Origin of the sequence: Bacillus taeanensis (genome assembly GCF_003318295.1) — a bacterium.
Taxonomy (GTDB): domain Bacteria; phylum Bacillota; class Bacilli; order Bacillales; family UBA6769; genus Maribacillus; species Maribacillus taeanensis.
On record NZ_QOCW01000010.1, the window covers coordinates 1 to 14,234 of the forward strand.

18 protein-coding genes are annotated in these 14,234 nt (G+C 36.3%); 12 read left to right on the top strand and 6 right to left on the bottom strand.

Going from position 1 to position 14,234, the window contains the following annotated elements; translation table 11 throughout:
- Window positions 1-125 precede the first annotated feature (125 nt).
- Window positions 126-1,598, bottom strand: coding sequence for an aminotransferase class I/II-fold pyridoxal phosphate-dependent enzyme (locus DS031_RS10805; protein WP_113806093.1), 1,473 nt, complete (start codon window positions 1,596-1,598; stop codon window positions 126-128).
- 120 nt (window positions 1,599-1,718) lie between these two features.
- Here DS031_RS10805 and DS031_RS10810 point away from each other — a divergent pair, with 120 nt between their 5' ends.
- Window positions 1,719-2,678: an NAD(P)H-dependent flavin oxidoreductase gene (locus tag DS031_RS10810; protein ID WP_113806094.1), complete on the top strand. Its 960-nt coding sequence runs from the start codon at window positions 1,719-1,721 to the stop codon at window positions 2,676-2,678.
- Window positions 2,679-2,717: 39 nt separating this feature from the next.
- Here the strand turns inward: DS031_RS10810 and DS031_RS10815 are convergent, their stop codons facing one another.
- Complete coding sequence (locus DS031_RS10815) at window positions 2,718-3,353, bottom strand: YktB family protein (RefSeq protein WP_113806095.1); 636 nt, start codon at window positions 3,351-3,353, stop codon at window positions 2,718-2,720.
- Window positions 3,354-3,619: 266 nt separating this feature from the next.
- Here DS031_RS10815 and DS031_RS10820 point away from each other — a divergent pair, with 266 nt between their 5' ends.
- The 3 genes from DS031_RS10820 (at window position 3,620) to DS031_RS10830 (ending at window position 5,278) form a co-directional block, all read left to right on the top strand.
- Window positions 3,620-3,808, top strand: a complete 189-nt coding sequence (locus DS031_RS10820; protein ID WP_113806096.1) for a hypothetical protein — start codon at window positions 3,620-3,622, stop codon at window positions 3,806-3,808.
- A gap of 174 nt (window positions 3,809-3,982) precedes the next feature.
- Window positions 3,983-4,798 (top strand): inositol monophosphatase family protein, encoded by an 816-nt coding sequence (locus DS031_RS10825; protein ID WP_113806097.1) that lies wholly within the window; start codon window positions 3,983-3,985, stop codon window positions 4,796-4,798.
- Between the two features lie 9 nt (window positions 4,799-4,807).
- Window positions 4,808-5,278: a hypothetical protein gene (locus DS031_RS10830; RefSeq protein WP_113806098.1), complete on the top strand. Its 471-nt coding sequence runs from the start codon at window positions 4,808-4,810 to the stop codon at window positions 5,276-5,278.
- A gap of 48 nt (window positions 5,279-5,326) precedes the next feature.
- On the opposite strand, the gene DS031_RS10835 is transcribed toward DS031_RS10830, so the two are convergent.
- Window positions 5,327-5,512 carry a DUF5325 family protein gene (locus tag DS031_RS10835; protein ID WP_113806099.1) on the bottom strand — a complete coding sequence of 62 codons (186 nt, stop codon included), beginning with the start codon at window positions 5,510-5,512 and terminating at the stop codon, window positions 5,327-5,329.
- Window positions 5,513-5,671: 159 nt separating this feature from the next.
- Here DS031_RS10835 and typA point away from each other — a divergent pair, with 159 nt between their 5' ends.
- The 3 genes from typA (at window position 5,672) to DS031_RS10850 (ending at window position 8,261) form a co-directional block, all read left to right on the top strand.
- Entirely contained in the window at window positions 5,672-7,513 is a 1,842-nt protein-coding gene (typA, locus tag DS031_RS10840; RefSeq protein WP_113806100.1) for a translational GTPase TypA, read from the top strand.
- A gap of 143 nt (window positions 7,514-7,656) precedes the next feature.
- Window positions 7,657-7,941, top strand: coding sequence for a YlaH-like family protein (locus DS031_RS10845; protein ID WP_181833123.1), 285 nt, complete (start codon window positions 7,657-7,659; stop codon window positions 7,939-7,941).
- A 47-nt stretch (window positions 7,942-7,988) separates the two neighbouring features.
- Complete coding sequence (locus tag DS031_RS10850; protein WP_113806102.1) at window positions 7,989-8,261, top strand: hypothetical protein; 273 nt, start codon at window positions 7,989-7,991, stop codon at window positions 8,259-8,261.
- A gap of 29 nt (window positions 8,262-8,290) precedes the next feature.
- Here the strand turns inward: DS031_RS10850 and DS031_RS10855 are convergent, their stop codons facing one another.
- Window positions 8,291-8,491 carry a YlaI family protein gene (locus DS031_RS10855; RefSeq protein WP_113806103.1) on the bottom strand — a complete coding sequence of 67 codons (201 nt, stop codon included), beginning with the start codon at window positions 8,489-8,491 and terminating at the stop codon, window positions 8,291-8,293.
- Between the two features lie 211 nt (window positions 8,492-8,702).
- On the opposite strand from DS031_RS10855, the gene DS031_RS10860 reads away from it, so the two are divergent.
- Window positions 8,703-9,158: a pyridoxamine 5'-phosphate oxidase family protein gene (locus DS031_RS10860; RefSeq protein WP_113806104.1), complete on the top strand. Its 456-nt coding sequence runs from the start codon at window positions 8,703-8,705 to the stop codon at window positions 9,156-9,158.
- Window positions 9,159-9,183: 25 nt separating this feature from the next.
- On the opposite strand, the gene DS031_RS10865 is transcribed toward DS031_RS10860, so the two are convergent.
- A complete protein-coding gene (locus DS031_RS10865; protein ID WP_425451963.1) occupies window positions 9,184-9,780 on the bottom strand; it encodes a YhcN/YlaJ family sporulation lipoprotein in 597 nt (198 codons plus the stop codon).
- A gap of 152 nt (window positions 9,781-9,932) precedes the next feature.
- Here DS031_RS10865 and DS031_RS10870 point away from each other — a divergent pair, with 152 nt between their 5' ends.
- The gene (locus DS031_RS10870; RefSeq protein WP_113806106.1) at window positions 9,933-11,261 is read left to right on the top strand and encodes a PhoH family protein; all 1,329 of its coding nucleotides are present in this window, start codon (window positions 9,933-9,935) and stop codon (window positions 11,259-11,261) included.
- 88 nt (window positions 11,262-11,349) lie between these two features.
- On the opposite strand, the gene DS031_RS10875 is transcribed toward DS031_RS10870, so the two are convergent.
- Complete coding sequence (locus tag DS031_RS10875; protein WP_113806107.1) at window positions 11,350-11,853, bottom strand: molybdopterin-binding protein; 504 nt, start codon at window positions 11,851-11,853, stop codon at window positions 11,350-11,352.
- 178 nt (window positions 11,854-12,031) lie between these two features.
- Here DS031_RS10875 and DS031_RS10880 point away from each other — a divergent pair, with 178 nt between their 5' ends.
- The 3 genes from DS031_RS10880 to ftsW all read left to right on the top strand — a co-directional run bounded on the left by DS031_RS10880 (window position 12,032) and on the right by ftsW (window position 14,205).
- A complete protein-coding gene (locus tag DS031_RS10880; protein ID WP_113806108.1) occupies window positions 12,032-12,313 on the top strand; it encodes an Fpa/YlaN family protein in 282 nt (93 codons plus the stop codon).
- 202 nt (window positions 12,314-12,515) lie between these two features.
- Complete coding sequence (locus tag DS031_RS10885; RefSeq protein WP_181833112.1) at window positions 12,516-12,959, top strand: site-2 protease family protein; 444 nt, start codon at window positions 12,516-12,518, stop codon at window positions 12,957-12,959.
- Between the two features lie 85 nt (window positions 12,960-13,044).
- Complete coding sequence (ftsW, locus tag DS031_RS10890) at window positions 13,045-14,205, top strand: putative lipid II flippase FtsW (protein ID WP_113806110.1); 1,161 nt, start codon at window positions 13,045-13,047, stop codon at window positions 14,203-14,205.
- Window positions 14,206-14,234: the final 29 nt, after the last annotated feature.

Consider the following 14,234-nt stretch of genomic DNA (forward strand, 5'->3'; position numbering starts at 1 on the left):
ACTTAAATTTTATCAGAAGATGTCCTTTTTATTATGAAAAAAATAAAAGCATGTGAAATTTTACTGAGCGTAAAATTTCACATGCTTTTTAGGTTTTCAGACTAGGGTTTTGTCCCAGCCTCTTTTTATTTAATTGCTTTATGTTCTTTAATGACGCGAATCATTTTTAAGGAAACATCTTCAGGTCCCTGAACAGGAAGGCCTGCTTCAATATTTTCGTGAATATAAGTAAGGTTATCTTCTGTAATAATTTCACCAGGAATAAAAATAGGAATGCCGGGCGGATACACCATTACAAATTCAGCGATAATTCTTCCAGCCGATTCTTTGAGAGGAACCACTTCGGTTTCCGAATAGAAAGCATCCCGCGGTGACAGAGATAATACTGGAATGTCAGGTACATGAACACGTATTGGAGATGTTTGAAATGTTCCTGTTTCATATTCTTTAGATAACTCTTTAAGAGCATGCACTAAGATTGAAGTCGTTTCAATTGTATCTCCTGGTGTAATAATACATAAAATGTTGTATAAATCAGATAATTCTACTTCAATGTTATAATGTTTTCGAAGCCATACTTCCACATCATAGCCGGTACAACCTAATTGTTTAATAGAAATAATTAATTTCGTTGGATCATAATCATAAGCAGCTTTTGTTCCTAAAATTTCTTTTCCAACACAGTAAAGGTTTGGAATTTCATTAATTTGTTTTCTTGTTTCATTTGCAAGGTTGATTGTTTGACTTATTAATGCTTTTCCTTCTGTTGCTAAATATTTTCTTGCAGCATCAAGCGACGCAAGTAAAAGGTAGGAAGTCGAAGTAGTCGTAAGCATGCTGATAATCGTTTGAATACGTTTAATTGATACGAGACCTTCTTTAACATTTAAAATAGAACTTTGGGTTAAAGAGCCTCCTAATTTATGCACACTCGTTGCTGCCATATCAGCACCTGCCTGCATCGCTGAAAGCGGCAGCTCATCATGAAAATGGATATGCACGCCATGTGCTTCATCAACAAGTACCGGCACATCATAGGAATGAGCAAGATCAACAATTTCTTTTAAATTTGCAGCAATCCCAAAATAAGTAGGATTAATAACAAGGACACCTTTTGCATCTGGATGCTGTTCTAACGCTTTTTCAACAGCATCTGTCGTAATACCATGTGAGATTCCAAGTTCAGGATCAATTTCAGGATGAATAAAAATGGGTGTTGCCCCTGAAAAAATAATCGCAGACATTACCGATTTATGCACATTTCGTGGTACGATAATCTTATCTCCAGGCGAACAAACAGTCATTACCATTGTCATAATCGCGCCGCTCGTACCTTGAACAGAAAAAAACGTTGCATCAGCACCGAAAGCTTCGGCAGCTAGTTTTTGTGCTTTTTTAATCATCCCTTTTGGGTGGTGAAGATCATCAAGCGGCTGTATGTTAATTAAGTCAATTGATAAAGCATTTTCTCCGATAAATTCTCGGAATTCTGGGTTCATGCCAGCCCCTTTTTTATGACCAGGAATATGAAATTGAATCGGGTTTTTTTTAGCGTGTTCTTGTAATCCAGTAAATAATGGTGTTTCAAACTGGGACAAACTCGTCACCTCTTACATAGAATAGTTAATTACATCATATAAAACAAGATGAAGTATATCAAATTCCATTAGATTTGCAAGAGAAATTTTTGATAATAAAGGGAAAGGAAGAGAGTATTTATGAATTGGAACACAAGAGTATCAAATTTATTAGGCATTCGTTATCCGATTATCCAAGGAGGACTTGCTTATCTTGCTTATGCTGATTTAGCTGCAGCCGTTTCAAATGCAGGTGGATTGGGACAAATTACAGCAATGAGCTTATCATCACCAGAAGAATTAAAAGAAGAAATCCATAAGGTAAGAGAAAAGACAAAATGTCCATTTGGTGTCAATTTTGCGATTGGACAGCATAATCGCCCGTTTGAAGCAATGCTTCAAGCTGCTGTTGATGAAAAAGTTCCTGTTATTTCGATGACAGGAGGAAATCCAGCCCCTATTTTTAACATGCTTGAAGGTGTTTCTGTGAAAAAGCTTGTTCTTGTAGCAGCAGTAAGACAAGCGGTAAAAGCGGAAGAGCTTGGAGCAGATGCTGTTATGGTTGTAGGACATGAGGGGGGCGGTCATTTAGGAAAACATGATGTTGGCACGATTGTTCTTGTTCCAAGGGTTGTAGACAGTGTGTCCATTCCTGTTATTGCTTCTGGTGGAATTGGAGATGGGAGAGGATTAATGGCCGCTCTTTCCTTAGGAGCCGAAGGAATTGAAATGGGAACACGATTTATCGCAACGAAAGAATGTGTGCATGCCCATGAGTTTTATAAACAAAAACTTATTGAAAGCAAGGAAACAGATACCGTTGTGATTAAAAAAAGTATTGGGGCCCCAGCTCGAGCATTAAAAAATAATTGGACTGAAAAAATATTAGACATAGAACAAAAGTCTCCTACATATAATGCGTTACAAGACTTAATAAACGGTGAGGCAAATAGAAGATATATTTATGAAGCAAAGTCGGAAGAAGGGTTTGCTTGGGCGGGGCAGGTTATTGGACAAATTTCTGATATCCCAAGCGCTGCTGAGCTTGTGAATCGAATGATTAAAGAAGCTGAACAAATTTATGGAAACTTTCAAAAATAAAAAAGGAACGAGAATTCGTTCCTTTTTTCAACCATTGAATTAGCAGACAGCATGAGCGGCTAAGTGATACAGAGGTATAACGGTTTTAAATGTAGTTTCAATTTTCTCTATAAAAGCATTTTCGCTTAACGAAACGGCCTCTTCACGCGGAATTTGAATGCCGCATAAAAGCTCAGCCTTTTTGACGGTTTTTAAACGCTCTACTAGTTTTAAAAATGCTTCATCATCCAACTCGCTGTTTTTTAAAACGTCTTTCTTAGTATGATCAACTGACCAAACAAAGTCTGGTGGAATTTCCTCTCTTAGTTCTTTATGAACTTTTTCTAACTCAACAGCATAGGCTTGTTTAATTGGGCATTCATAAATGAGTGCAAACCAAACAAACACATGACTTTCCCAAAGGCCGATTTGAAAGTGCGGAAGCTGTTTATAACCTCTCTTATTTGAACTAAAAGCAACCCATGTATCTTTAGGGGGATTGACGGTTCGCCTAGCATGTTTTGCAACATGGAAAAACATTTCATTACCGGTAAGTGTCGATAATGTGGGCGAGAAATAGTGACCAAGCTGTTCAAGCTTTGGTCGCACATGTGTGATTAACTGTTCCATTCTAGCGTCTAGTCCATGTACATTAAAAACATTAAAATCTGTATGTGTTAGTGTGTGAAGCTCCATCTAATCTCTCCTTATTGTTGGTTAGGTGTGTAGACGAGTGTGAAGGTATAAGCCATCTGTAGTGTATCACAATGTCGTTTTTTCAAAAAGAAAGGAAACTCAGGGTTTGAATTTTGTTAGAAGTGGAAAAATATACTTAAACAAAATAGTTGCATACATCATGAACGGCTCATAGTATATATTAATAAAGAATGAAAAATCAGAAAATTTAGTCAAATTGTCCGGTCGGTTTCATTAAAATGAAAAGAAAAGGGGTGTAGGTTACCATGAAACAAGTGATTCAAACATTAAAAAGGACAGATGCTGAAAAGAGGATTCCGGTGCTTCGGTTAGAAGTGGATTATGAATTGGCAACTCTACACGATGCAATGATCGCAGAAGATATTGAAACAATGAATTTAACGAAAAAACGCCTTGAAAAACTGCGGCAGGAACTTATTCGTCTGGAAGCTTAGTCTAAAAAAGCAGTCCTATCCATGTAGGGCTGCTTTTTTTGTATACTTAAATAAATAATCTGTAAAAAAGCGAGCTTCTTAATTTTATGTCATAATAGAGTTAAAAGAATAAAATGCCATTTCTTTGATTATCAATAGGGTATGCATATTTATTCAGGATAAGGAGCGGAATTAATGAAAGTAGAAAATTGGAATGAAATAAGCAATAAAGCCATGCAATGGACAAAAGAAGCTGGAGAAATTATTTTATCGTCTTTTTCAGAGGAGAGAATGATTAATTTTAAATCAAATCCTTCTGACTTAGTGACAGATATGGATCAAAAAACAGAGCAGTTTTTTATTGAGAAAATAAAGTCCACATACCCTACCCATAAAATACTTGGTGAAGAAGGATTTGGAGATGAGGTAACGTCCCAAGAGGGAACACTTTGGATAATTGACCCCATTGATGGAACAATGAATTTTGTTCATCAGCAGCGAAATTTTGCAATTTCAATAGGGATTTATCAAGATGGTGTCGGAAAAGTAGGCATTATTTATGATGTTGTTGCCGGTGAATTGTTTCATTGTATTGTCGGCAGCGGTGCTTACTTAAATGAAGTGGCGTTACCTAAGTTAAACAGTGTACCTTTAAGCGAAGCGGTAATCGGTCTTAATTCGACATGGGTAACAGAAAATAAACGAATTGATGCTGAGGTGCTAGCACCGCTTGTAAAAGCTGTAAGAGGGACACGTTCTTATGGATCTGCAGCAATTGAAATGGCTTACGTCGCTTCGGGAAGACTTGATGCTTATATGACCTTGCGTTTATCTCCTTGGGATTTTGCGGCAGGCATTCTTCTTATTCAAGAAGTCAGTGGTGTGGCAACAAATTTATATGGAAAACCAATAAAACTGCTGCAGCAAAATCCTGTTTTTGTTGGCAAGCCTGTTCTTCATGATGAAATCTTACATCATTTTATTTTAAAGCAATCTGCTGACCATGAATAAGGTATCGCTATGAACCGCTCATCGTTAACGTTTCGAAAAATGAAAAGAGACGATCAAGCATTGATGACCTCTTTAAGCAGCTTGTCTAAGGAATGGAGTTTATGGGAGCTCGGCAGTTCGAATCCAACTCATGCTGACGTGGAAAGATGGATTAATCATTATCAGTATGAGAATGGCGAATGGCGAATATGGAATTTAGATGAAAAGACTGCTTTTACATATCATTTAACAAAAGTTAGGAATGAAGAGCCATGGCTCGGCACAATTATCGTTAGCCAAAAGGGAGAGGGGATTGGTCGTCTTATTTTAGAGGTATTAGCAGAGGAAGAACGTAAAAAAGGTGCAAAAGTTCTGTATGCGGCATGTCCGGCTCAATGTCTTAACTGGATGCAGTTTTTAGGGAAAATAGGTTTTGAACAGTATAAAATGGATTATGATGAAAAAGGAAATGAATATTTACTGCTGGCACTTCCTTTATAAAGTAAGAGGCTGACTCGATTGAGTCAGTCTCTTACTTTATAGTAACCCCTATTGATCTGCTTGAGTATTCCACTTCTTTTTCAAACGAAATCCAACACCCATTAACACAAAGGAAGCAAGAAATGAAAGGACAGCCGCAATTCCTTGGCCTTCAGCAATTAAAACCCCGACAAGTAAAATAAAAAAGACGACTAGTACTGCAAGAAATAAAAAAAAGGCATTTTGCTTGTTCATACATAACCCTCCGTATCAAAACAAATAAATATGAAGACGCATACAACTTTACAATTAACATTTTAACATAAATATTAAGCAGAAATACTTTTATTATTTGATTTTATTTGTGTTATAATAGACGAGTTATTAATTAGGGTGAAATGGAGAGATAAATTCATGACGAAACAACGTAATGATATTCGTAATATCGCAATTATTGCACACGTTGACCACGGAAAAACAACGTTAGTTGACCAACTGCTGCATCAATCAGGAACATTTCGTGAAAATGAGCAGGTTGATGAACGTGCAATGGACTCTAACGCATTAGAAAAAGAGCGCGGAATTACAATTTTAGCTAAAAATACTGCCATCAATTATGAAGGCACTCGTATAAATATTATGGATACACCAGGACACGCTGACTTCGGTGGAGAAGTAGAACGTATTATGAAAATGGTAGACGGTGTGCTTCTTGTTGTTGATGCCTATGAAGGCTGTATGCCGCAAACACGCTTCGTATTAAAAAAAGCGCTTGAACAAAAGCTTACACCAATTGTTGTTGTAAACAAAGTTGACCGTCCATTTGCGCGTCCATTAGAAGTAGTAGATGAAGTAATTGATTTATTTATTGAGCTTGGAGCAGAAGAAGATCAGCTTGAATTCCCAGTTGTGTATGCTTCAGCGATTAACGGTACAGCAAGCGTAGATCCAGATACACAAGACGAAAACATGAACGCATTATTCAATACTGTCATTGAAAACATCCCAGCTCCAATCGACAACAGTGACGAGCCTCTTCAATTCCAAGTAACAATGCTTGATTATAACGATTATTTAGGTCGTGTTGGAATTGGTCGAGTATTTAGAGGAACAATTCAAGTTGGACAGCAAGTTGCCTTAATGAAAATTGATGGAACTGTGAAAAATTTCCGTGTTACGAAATTATTTGGTTTTTTAGGATTAAAGCGTATTGAAATCAATGAAGCAAAAGCGGGCGACCTTGTCGCAGTGTCAGGAATGGAAGAAATCAATGTAGGAGAAACGGTTTGCCCTGTTGAACATCAAGAGGCGCTTCCAATTCTTCGTATTGATGAACCAACACTTCAAATGACGTTCTTAGTAAACAACAGTCCGTTTGCAGGTCGTGAAGGTAAATACATTACAAGTCGTAAAGTAGAAGAACGCCTTCGTGCTCAGCTTGAGACAGACGTAAGTTTACGTGTTGAAAATACCGATTCACCAGATGCGTGGATTGTATCAGGACGCGGTGAGCTTCACTTGTCTATTTTAATTGAAAATATGCGTCGTGAAGGATATGAGCTTCAAGTATCAAAGCCTGAAGTTATTGTGCGTGAAATTGATGGAGTTCGCTGCGAGCCGGTGGAACGTGTTCAAATCGATGTTCCTGAAGAGTTTACAGGTTCTGTTATGGAGTCACTTGGAGCTCGTAAAGGTGAAATGGTAAACATGGTCAATAATGGAGATGGACAAGTTCGTCTTGAGTTTATGGTTCCAGCGCGTGGATTAATCGGATATTCAACAGAATTTTTAACGCAAACAAAAGGTTATGGTATTTTAAATCATTCGTTTGACAGTTACCAAAAAATGGTTGAAGGAAATGTTGGTGGGCGTCGTCAAGGTGTTCTTGTATCAATGGAAAACGGTAAAGCGACACAATACGGAATCATTGGCGTAGAAGATCGCGGTACAATCTTTGTTGAGCCAGGTGCAGAAATTTATGAAGGTATGATCGTTGGAGAGCATACAAGAGATAATGACTTAACGGTTAATATCGTAAAAGCGAAACATGCGACAAACGTTCGTTCTGCAACAAAAGATACAACTGTAACAATGAAAAAGCCTCGTATTATGACGCTTGAAGAAGCATTAGAGTATTTAAATGAAGATGAGTATTGTGAAGTAACACCAGAATCAATTCGTCTTCGTAAAAAAATCTTAGATAAAAATGAACGTGAAAAAGCTGCGAAAAAGAAAAAGTTAGCAGCAAAAAACTAATGAATTAAAAAAGTGGAGGGTTTTGATTTTATATAAAATCCTCCTTCTTTTATGGATGAAATTCTATTAAAAAATAAAAGAGGTGGATCATCGTGGAACAAGACATTGCTAATGCAGTACCTGAAGGGTTGTCAAGCTTTGCGATGCTCGTTGGAATAGATCAAGATCCTGTTACTGGCTTTTTTCTGCTGTATTTAATGGTAACGCTTTTTTGCATTATTGTATACAAGCTTGGATTTGCTAGAAAGCTTCCATTACTAAAATCAGTGGTTGTTTATGTTGTCATGATTATTGGTTGTTTGATTTTAACGTTTTTTGCGATTGGTTTACCAATCGCAGAAGGGCTTGTATGTGCAGCAGTCTTTCTTGGGATTTACAGGTTTCGTCTTCATAGAGCTAGAAAACAAGAGGGGAAATCAGTCTCTTAAACAATCGTTAAAACAATTAAAACCTTCATAGTAAAGGGGTGTTTTGTATGACATTGCAAGATACCATCTATAATTGGTTGAGTATTAAACGTGTAGCAGAAGAGCGGCCAAATGATGTTTCTGCACAAGATACGTATCAATTTTTTGAAGAAATCTTAGTGAAAGATCACGGTATTGAAGAGTTAAATGTGCAGGAGGATGAACACCTTTATCATGTTTATTATGTGAAAGGGAAGAAACAAGGCCATTATCAATTTCCGACTGAGCTTGTTGATGCACTGCTTCAATCGATTGAATCTGAACCAAAATATAATCAGTAAGCGGAAGGATCTTATCCTTCCGCTTACTTTTACCAATCTTCATCTGTTTTTTCATTTTTATAAAGCTTAAATTTCCCAGTTGCAAATCGTTCTTTTGTACGTTCCCCAATACGCTGCTTACAGTCTTCACACATATAAGTATGAATAGGACGATTGCGCAGTTTTTTTGCGATTAATGATTCATCATCAATTTTTTCAATTTTATCGCATATTACACATTTTACTCTCATTATTACACCTCACATATACCTATAATTGTAGTATATAATAAACGTTATTGACAATCACTAATCAATTTTAAATGATGTATAAACCCAGCTTAGTTTTTAGTATGGTTATATTAAGTTTTTGTGGAACTGTATAATTTAAGGTTTTAACTTTATGGAAAAATAGGTATAGTATAAGGGTAGCAGGAATTTTAATACATATAGGAGGGGTATTATGGCAAATAAAGTAGAAACAGAATTAACTGAACAATTATTTGAATTGTTGCAGTCAGAGCGTTTTATTACACTATCGACTGTTGATCATGAAACAGGTGGACCGAATGTAAGCGCAATTTCATGGATTTATGCGCCTGATACGAAAACCATTCGCTTTGCTGTAGACAATCGTTCTCGTATTGTAACGAATGTAGGCAGCAATCCTAAAGTGGTCTTTAATTTAATTGGAGCCGAATCTACATATTCTATTGCAGGCGATGCTTCTGTAAAGGTAGAAAAAATGGAAGGAGTACCATTGAAACTTGCATTAATGGAAGTTTCTGTTAATGAAGTGCGTGATGTGATGTTTTATGGTTCTAAAATTTCAGTTGAACCAAAGTATGAAAAAACATATGATGCTCAAGCAGCAGCTAAATTAGATAAGCAGGTAATGGATGCAATGAGAAAAGCTTAGTGAATTTCACTAAGCTTTTCTTATATTAACGATTAAGGTCCTGCTTCTCCTGTTGTTTCTCCAATTGTTGTTCTTCTTCTTTTGGCAGCTGCTTGTCTCCTGTTTCAGTAGGGTTTGGCGTGTCTCCTTTAATGTCAGTTGGTACTTCAGGAACAATCCGACCGACAATTGCTGAAAGCTCTTCCATAATTCCTGAAATAGGATGTCCCTGCTTAATTTGTTTGGCCATTTGACGCAAACGATAGACCGTATCAATATCTGCCGTTACAACAGCATTCGCGCCGTATGGATCTTTCTTTAAGGCTTCGGCGACCGTATATTTAATTGTACCTACACGGGAACGATCAAGCTTTCGATTTACATCAATGCCTACTACCGCATACTTTCCGGTCACGATGGCGGTCGCATCATCCACATCGGGAACAGCGGTGGCTATTTCAACAAGGTGCTCAGCAATTTGTGAGGCACTCTTTTCTTCAACGCCATTTTTAGGTACCGTTTGCTTTACATGAATAAGATCATTTTGGGATTGTGTATTTTCTTGCGCATTTTCTTGTGCAGAATTTTGACATCCGATTAATAGAAGAAAACATAGGATAAGATTCATACAAAGCCGTTTCACTCTATTGTACATCCTTTCTTTCTACAAATTATTTTTATCTATTTTTTGTTAAATCGTCTAAGTTTATTCAGTTGTTCATACATTTATAGTAGAAACGTTGTCCAAACATAGCATCTAGTGAACCGAACACTTCTAAGTCAGGAGGCGAACCGTTGAGCAAAATATACGTTCTAGATACGAATGTACTTTTGCAAGACCCTAATGCAATTTTTACGTTTAGAGACAATGAAGTTGTTATACCTGCTGTTGTTTTAGAAGAGGTAGATTCTAAAAAAAGATACATGGATGAAATTGGTAGAAATGCAAGGCAGGTTTCAAAAACAATTGATAATTTAAGACAAAGAGGGAAATTACATCAAAAAATCCCACTAGATTCAGGAGGAGTATTAAGAGTTGAGTTAAACCATCGCTCATTTCAATATTTACAGGAGAAGTTTGTAGAGAAAACGAATGATAATCGGATTATTGCGGTTGCATTAAATTTAATGCTTGAAGAGCAAAAAAAGAAAGATGGACGCGATGTTATTTTAGTGAGTAAAGATGCGCTTGTCCGTGTGAAAGCGGATGCCCTGGGAATTGAGTCAGAAGATTTTCTTAGTGATCGTGTTATTGAAGTAAATGAAATTTATTCAGGTTACAAAGAATGCTATTTGGACAAAAATATATTTGATCAATTTTTTGAAGCTAAAACTTTGCCTGTTTCAACATTGGCACAGTATCGCCTTTACCCACATCAATTTGTAATTATGAAAAATGAACTGCAGCCTTCCATATCTGCAGTTGGAAAAGTAGATGGAAAAGGGAAAACGATTAAGCTATGCACATTTGAAAATGATCATGTATGGGGAATAACTCCACGAAATGTGCAGCAGCGAATGGCGTTAGATTTGTTGATACAAAACGATGTTTCCCTCGTCACGCTCGTTGGAAAAGCGGGCACTGGAAAAACACTTTTAGCAATGGCAGCCGGTTTAATGCTTAGCGAAGATTTAAAGCGTTATAAAAAGCTGTTAGTTGCAAGACCGATTGTGCCGGTAGGTAAAGATTTAGGCTTTTTACCTGGGGAAAAAGAAGAAAAATTAAAACCGTGGATGCAGCCGATTCATGATAATTTAGAATATCTTTTTAATGTGAAAAAGCCGGGTGAATTAGAGAAAATCCTTGCGGGGATTGGTTCAATTCAAGTTGAAGCTCTAACATATATTCGCGGGCGAAGTTTACCTGAACAATATATTATTATTGATGAAGCACAAAACTTAACTAAGCATGAAGTAAAAACAATTTTAACGCGGGTAGGGGAAGGAAGTAAAATCGTATTAATGGGAGATCCACAGCAAATTGATCATCCTTACTTAGATGAATATAACAATGGCTTAACATATGTCATTGAAAAGTTTAAGGACTATGGGATTGCAGGACATGTGAAGCTTGAAAAAGGGGAGCGCTCCCATTTAGCACAACTTGCTGCCGATATTTTATAAATAATTATGGCGAGCGCAGAAAAAGATAAAGAGATTGACTCATATGGATTCTATGCCAATGAGCCAATCTCCGGGCTTGCCTATTCTGTTAGGCAACAATAAATTTTATTACATGTCGCACAGGATTTTTACGATTAGAACCATCGCCAAAGTAAAAATGTATAGGACCATCTTCTCTTAATGGTCTGCCGTCTTTTGAAAAACCTAAAAAGGCATGTTCTGCAATATGTAAAGGGATTTCATGTGTATGACCATCAGACGTTTCAACAATAAATTCCTTTGCTTCTTGTTTTGGACCTGCATTTTCAATAAAAGGTTTTAACGGGATAGCAAATGTTCCAGCCAAAATTTTTTCTTTCTCAAATTTTTTTATGCTGCGATTTACTGGTGGTGAAATTTTTTCTTCTGTTAGTTCTCGTTCCCAGTTTTTTGCCATTTTTTCAGTGTAAGCCATCAAAGAGTCTTGTTTTTCTTCTTTACTAGATTGAAACAAGCTTTCTAATTCTATTTTTCGATCATCAAAAATCCAAACAGTCGGATCCAGGGTAATTGTGTAATCTACGTTACCGGTTAACAGTACAATATCACTCACATCAGTTCACCTCTTTTATAAAATTGCCCATCTCATAACTAGTATAAAGGGTGTGCTTTCTTTTGTCATATTCTAATAAGTGAAATTTCTAATTAATCGCCATGTAATACCTTGCAATTTTATGAAAATAAAGATATGATTAATGCACAGGCATGGCATTTAGAACGGAGGGATCACTATGTCTACTGAGACAGCAGCTGAACATCGCGAAAAAGCCTATGCACTTCTTACGGCTGACGCAAATAAGATCCTTAAATTGATTGAAGTGCAAATGGAAAATTTAACGATGCCACAATGTCCTCTCTATGAGGAAGTGTTAGATACACAAATGTTTGGTCTTTCAAGAGAGATAGACTTTGCAATTCGCCTTGGATTAGTCGAAGAAGAAAAAGGCAAAGAACTGCTAGAATCTCTTGAAAAACAGTTATCTGCTTTACATGAAGCAACCATGCAAAAATAAGCCAAAACTCAAACTATCCAGATGATGGTTTGAGTTTTTTACATTTTTAGTTAAAAAGATAGAGGGTATGAAAGAACTTGGTCTACTGCTGAGGTTTTTAATGTTTTTTTATAATAATTTAGGAAGATGTGTTAAAATAATGATAATGTTTGAAGGTGAGGGTTGAAAAATTATTGAATTAATTTTTACAGTATTCCTCTTTTTGATAATCCTATCGACCGCTCAATTTAGTCATGAGTTTGGTCATTTAATTACAGCAAAAACTCTTCGTATAAAAAAGATAGTATTAGTAATGGGAAGCGGTCCGACAATCTTTACTATTCGAACCGTAAATACAAGAATAGAAATAAACCTACTATTTTTTCTTGGAGGATATACAACAAGTGAAGCAAGAGTGGAAACCCCGTACTGGAAACAATCTTTAATTGCAGTTGGAGGTCCAATGATTAATCTATTAATTGTTTTTTTTATTCTCATTTTATTGCAATTTGCACATATTCCTTTTTATATTTCGCTCATTACACCGGTTATTGCTGTGAATTTGTGGATTGGTATTGTTAATTTAGTTCCATTTAGATGGTATGGAAAAGAATCCGATGGCTGGTCTTTTATAAAAAATTCGATTCTTGCGATGCGAGCTGCTTGACATGGTACATAACTAAAGTAGTAGACTAAAGGTATATGTAAATTCTGTCCAAATATATTTGTTTGAAAGAAGGTAGAATTCAACAATGATAAAGAAGATGTTTCGCCATTATGATTATTCCCTAATCATTGCAATCCTTCTTTTAAGTGGATTTGGTCTTTTAATGGTATATAGTTCTAGTATCGTTGTCTCGGTGATTGAACTTAAACAAAGCAGTAATTTTTTCTTTTTAAAACAATTAAAGTGGCTGCTTATTGCTTTAGTAATGTTCTTTTTAACAATGTTATTTCCATATAAGGCTTATAAACGATTTATGAAGTTAGTGGCTATGTTGTCAATCATTGTATTATTGTCAGTTAAAGTATTTGGTTCGGTAGCGAACAATGCACAAAGTTGGCTATCCATTGGCGGTGTAAGTGTGCAGCCGTCAGAATTTGTTAAACTTGGAATGATTATTTATTTAGCAGCGATTTTTTCAAAAAAGCAAACTTATATTTCTGATTTTACGAAAGCCGTTCTTCCGCCTCTTATTATGATTGTGGTCGTGTTTCTATTAGTAGCCTCACAACCGGATTTAGGAACAGCCCTTATTATTGCTGGGATTTCAGGAGTTATGATTATCTGTTCCGGCATGAGAATGAAACATTTATTCTCGTTAATAGGGTTAGCTGTTTTAGCGATTGGATTTGCGGCTCCATTTTTTTTAACAGCTGAACAATCTTCCCGCTTTGCAGGAGCCTATGATCCATTTTCAGATCCAGATGGAAATGGCTATCAGCTCGTTAATTCATATATTGCCATTGCATCAGGCGGTGTATCTGGACGAGGATTAGGCCAAAGCATTCAAAAATTTGGCTTTTTACCTGAACCGCAAACAGATTTTATTATGGCGATTATTTCAGAAGAGTTAGGAATCTTTGGCGTTTTATTTGTGCTTGGATTGCTTGCTTTTATTGTATTTAAAGGTTTTTTAATTGGAATGCGCTGCAAAGATACATTTGGCAGTTTACTTGCGATTGGGATAGCGGCCATGCTTGCTATTCAGTCTATTGTTAACCTTGGTGCCGTTACAGGCTTGCTTCCCATTACAGGAGTACCGCTTCCGTTTATTAGTTATGGGGGATCATTTTTAGTATTAAGTATGATCGCTATGGGTATTTTGGTTAATATTTCCTCATTTGTAAACATGAAACAGAGTTATTCTACTAACACAGCTAACACAAAAGGAAAGATAACGTTAACGTAGAATCCTCGTTTCATTACAATATATTTAAT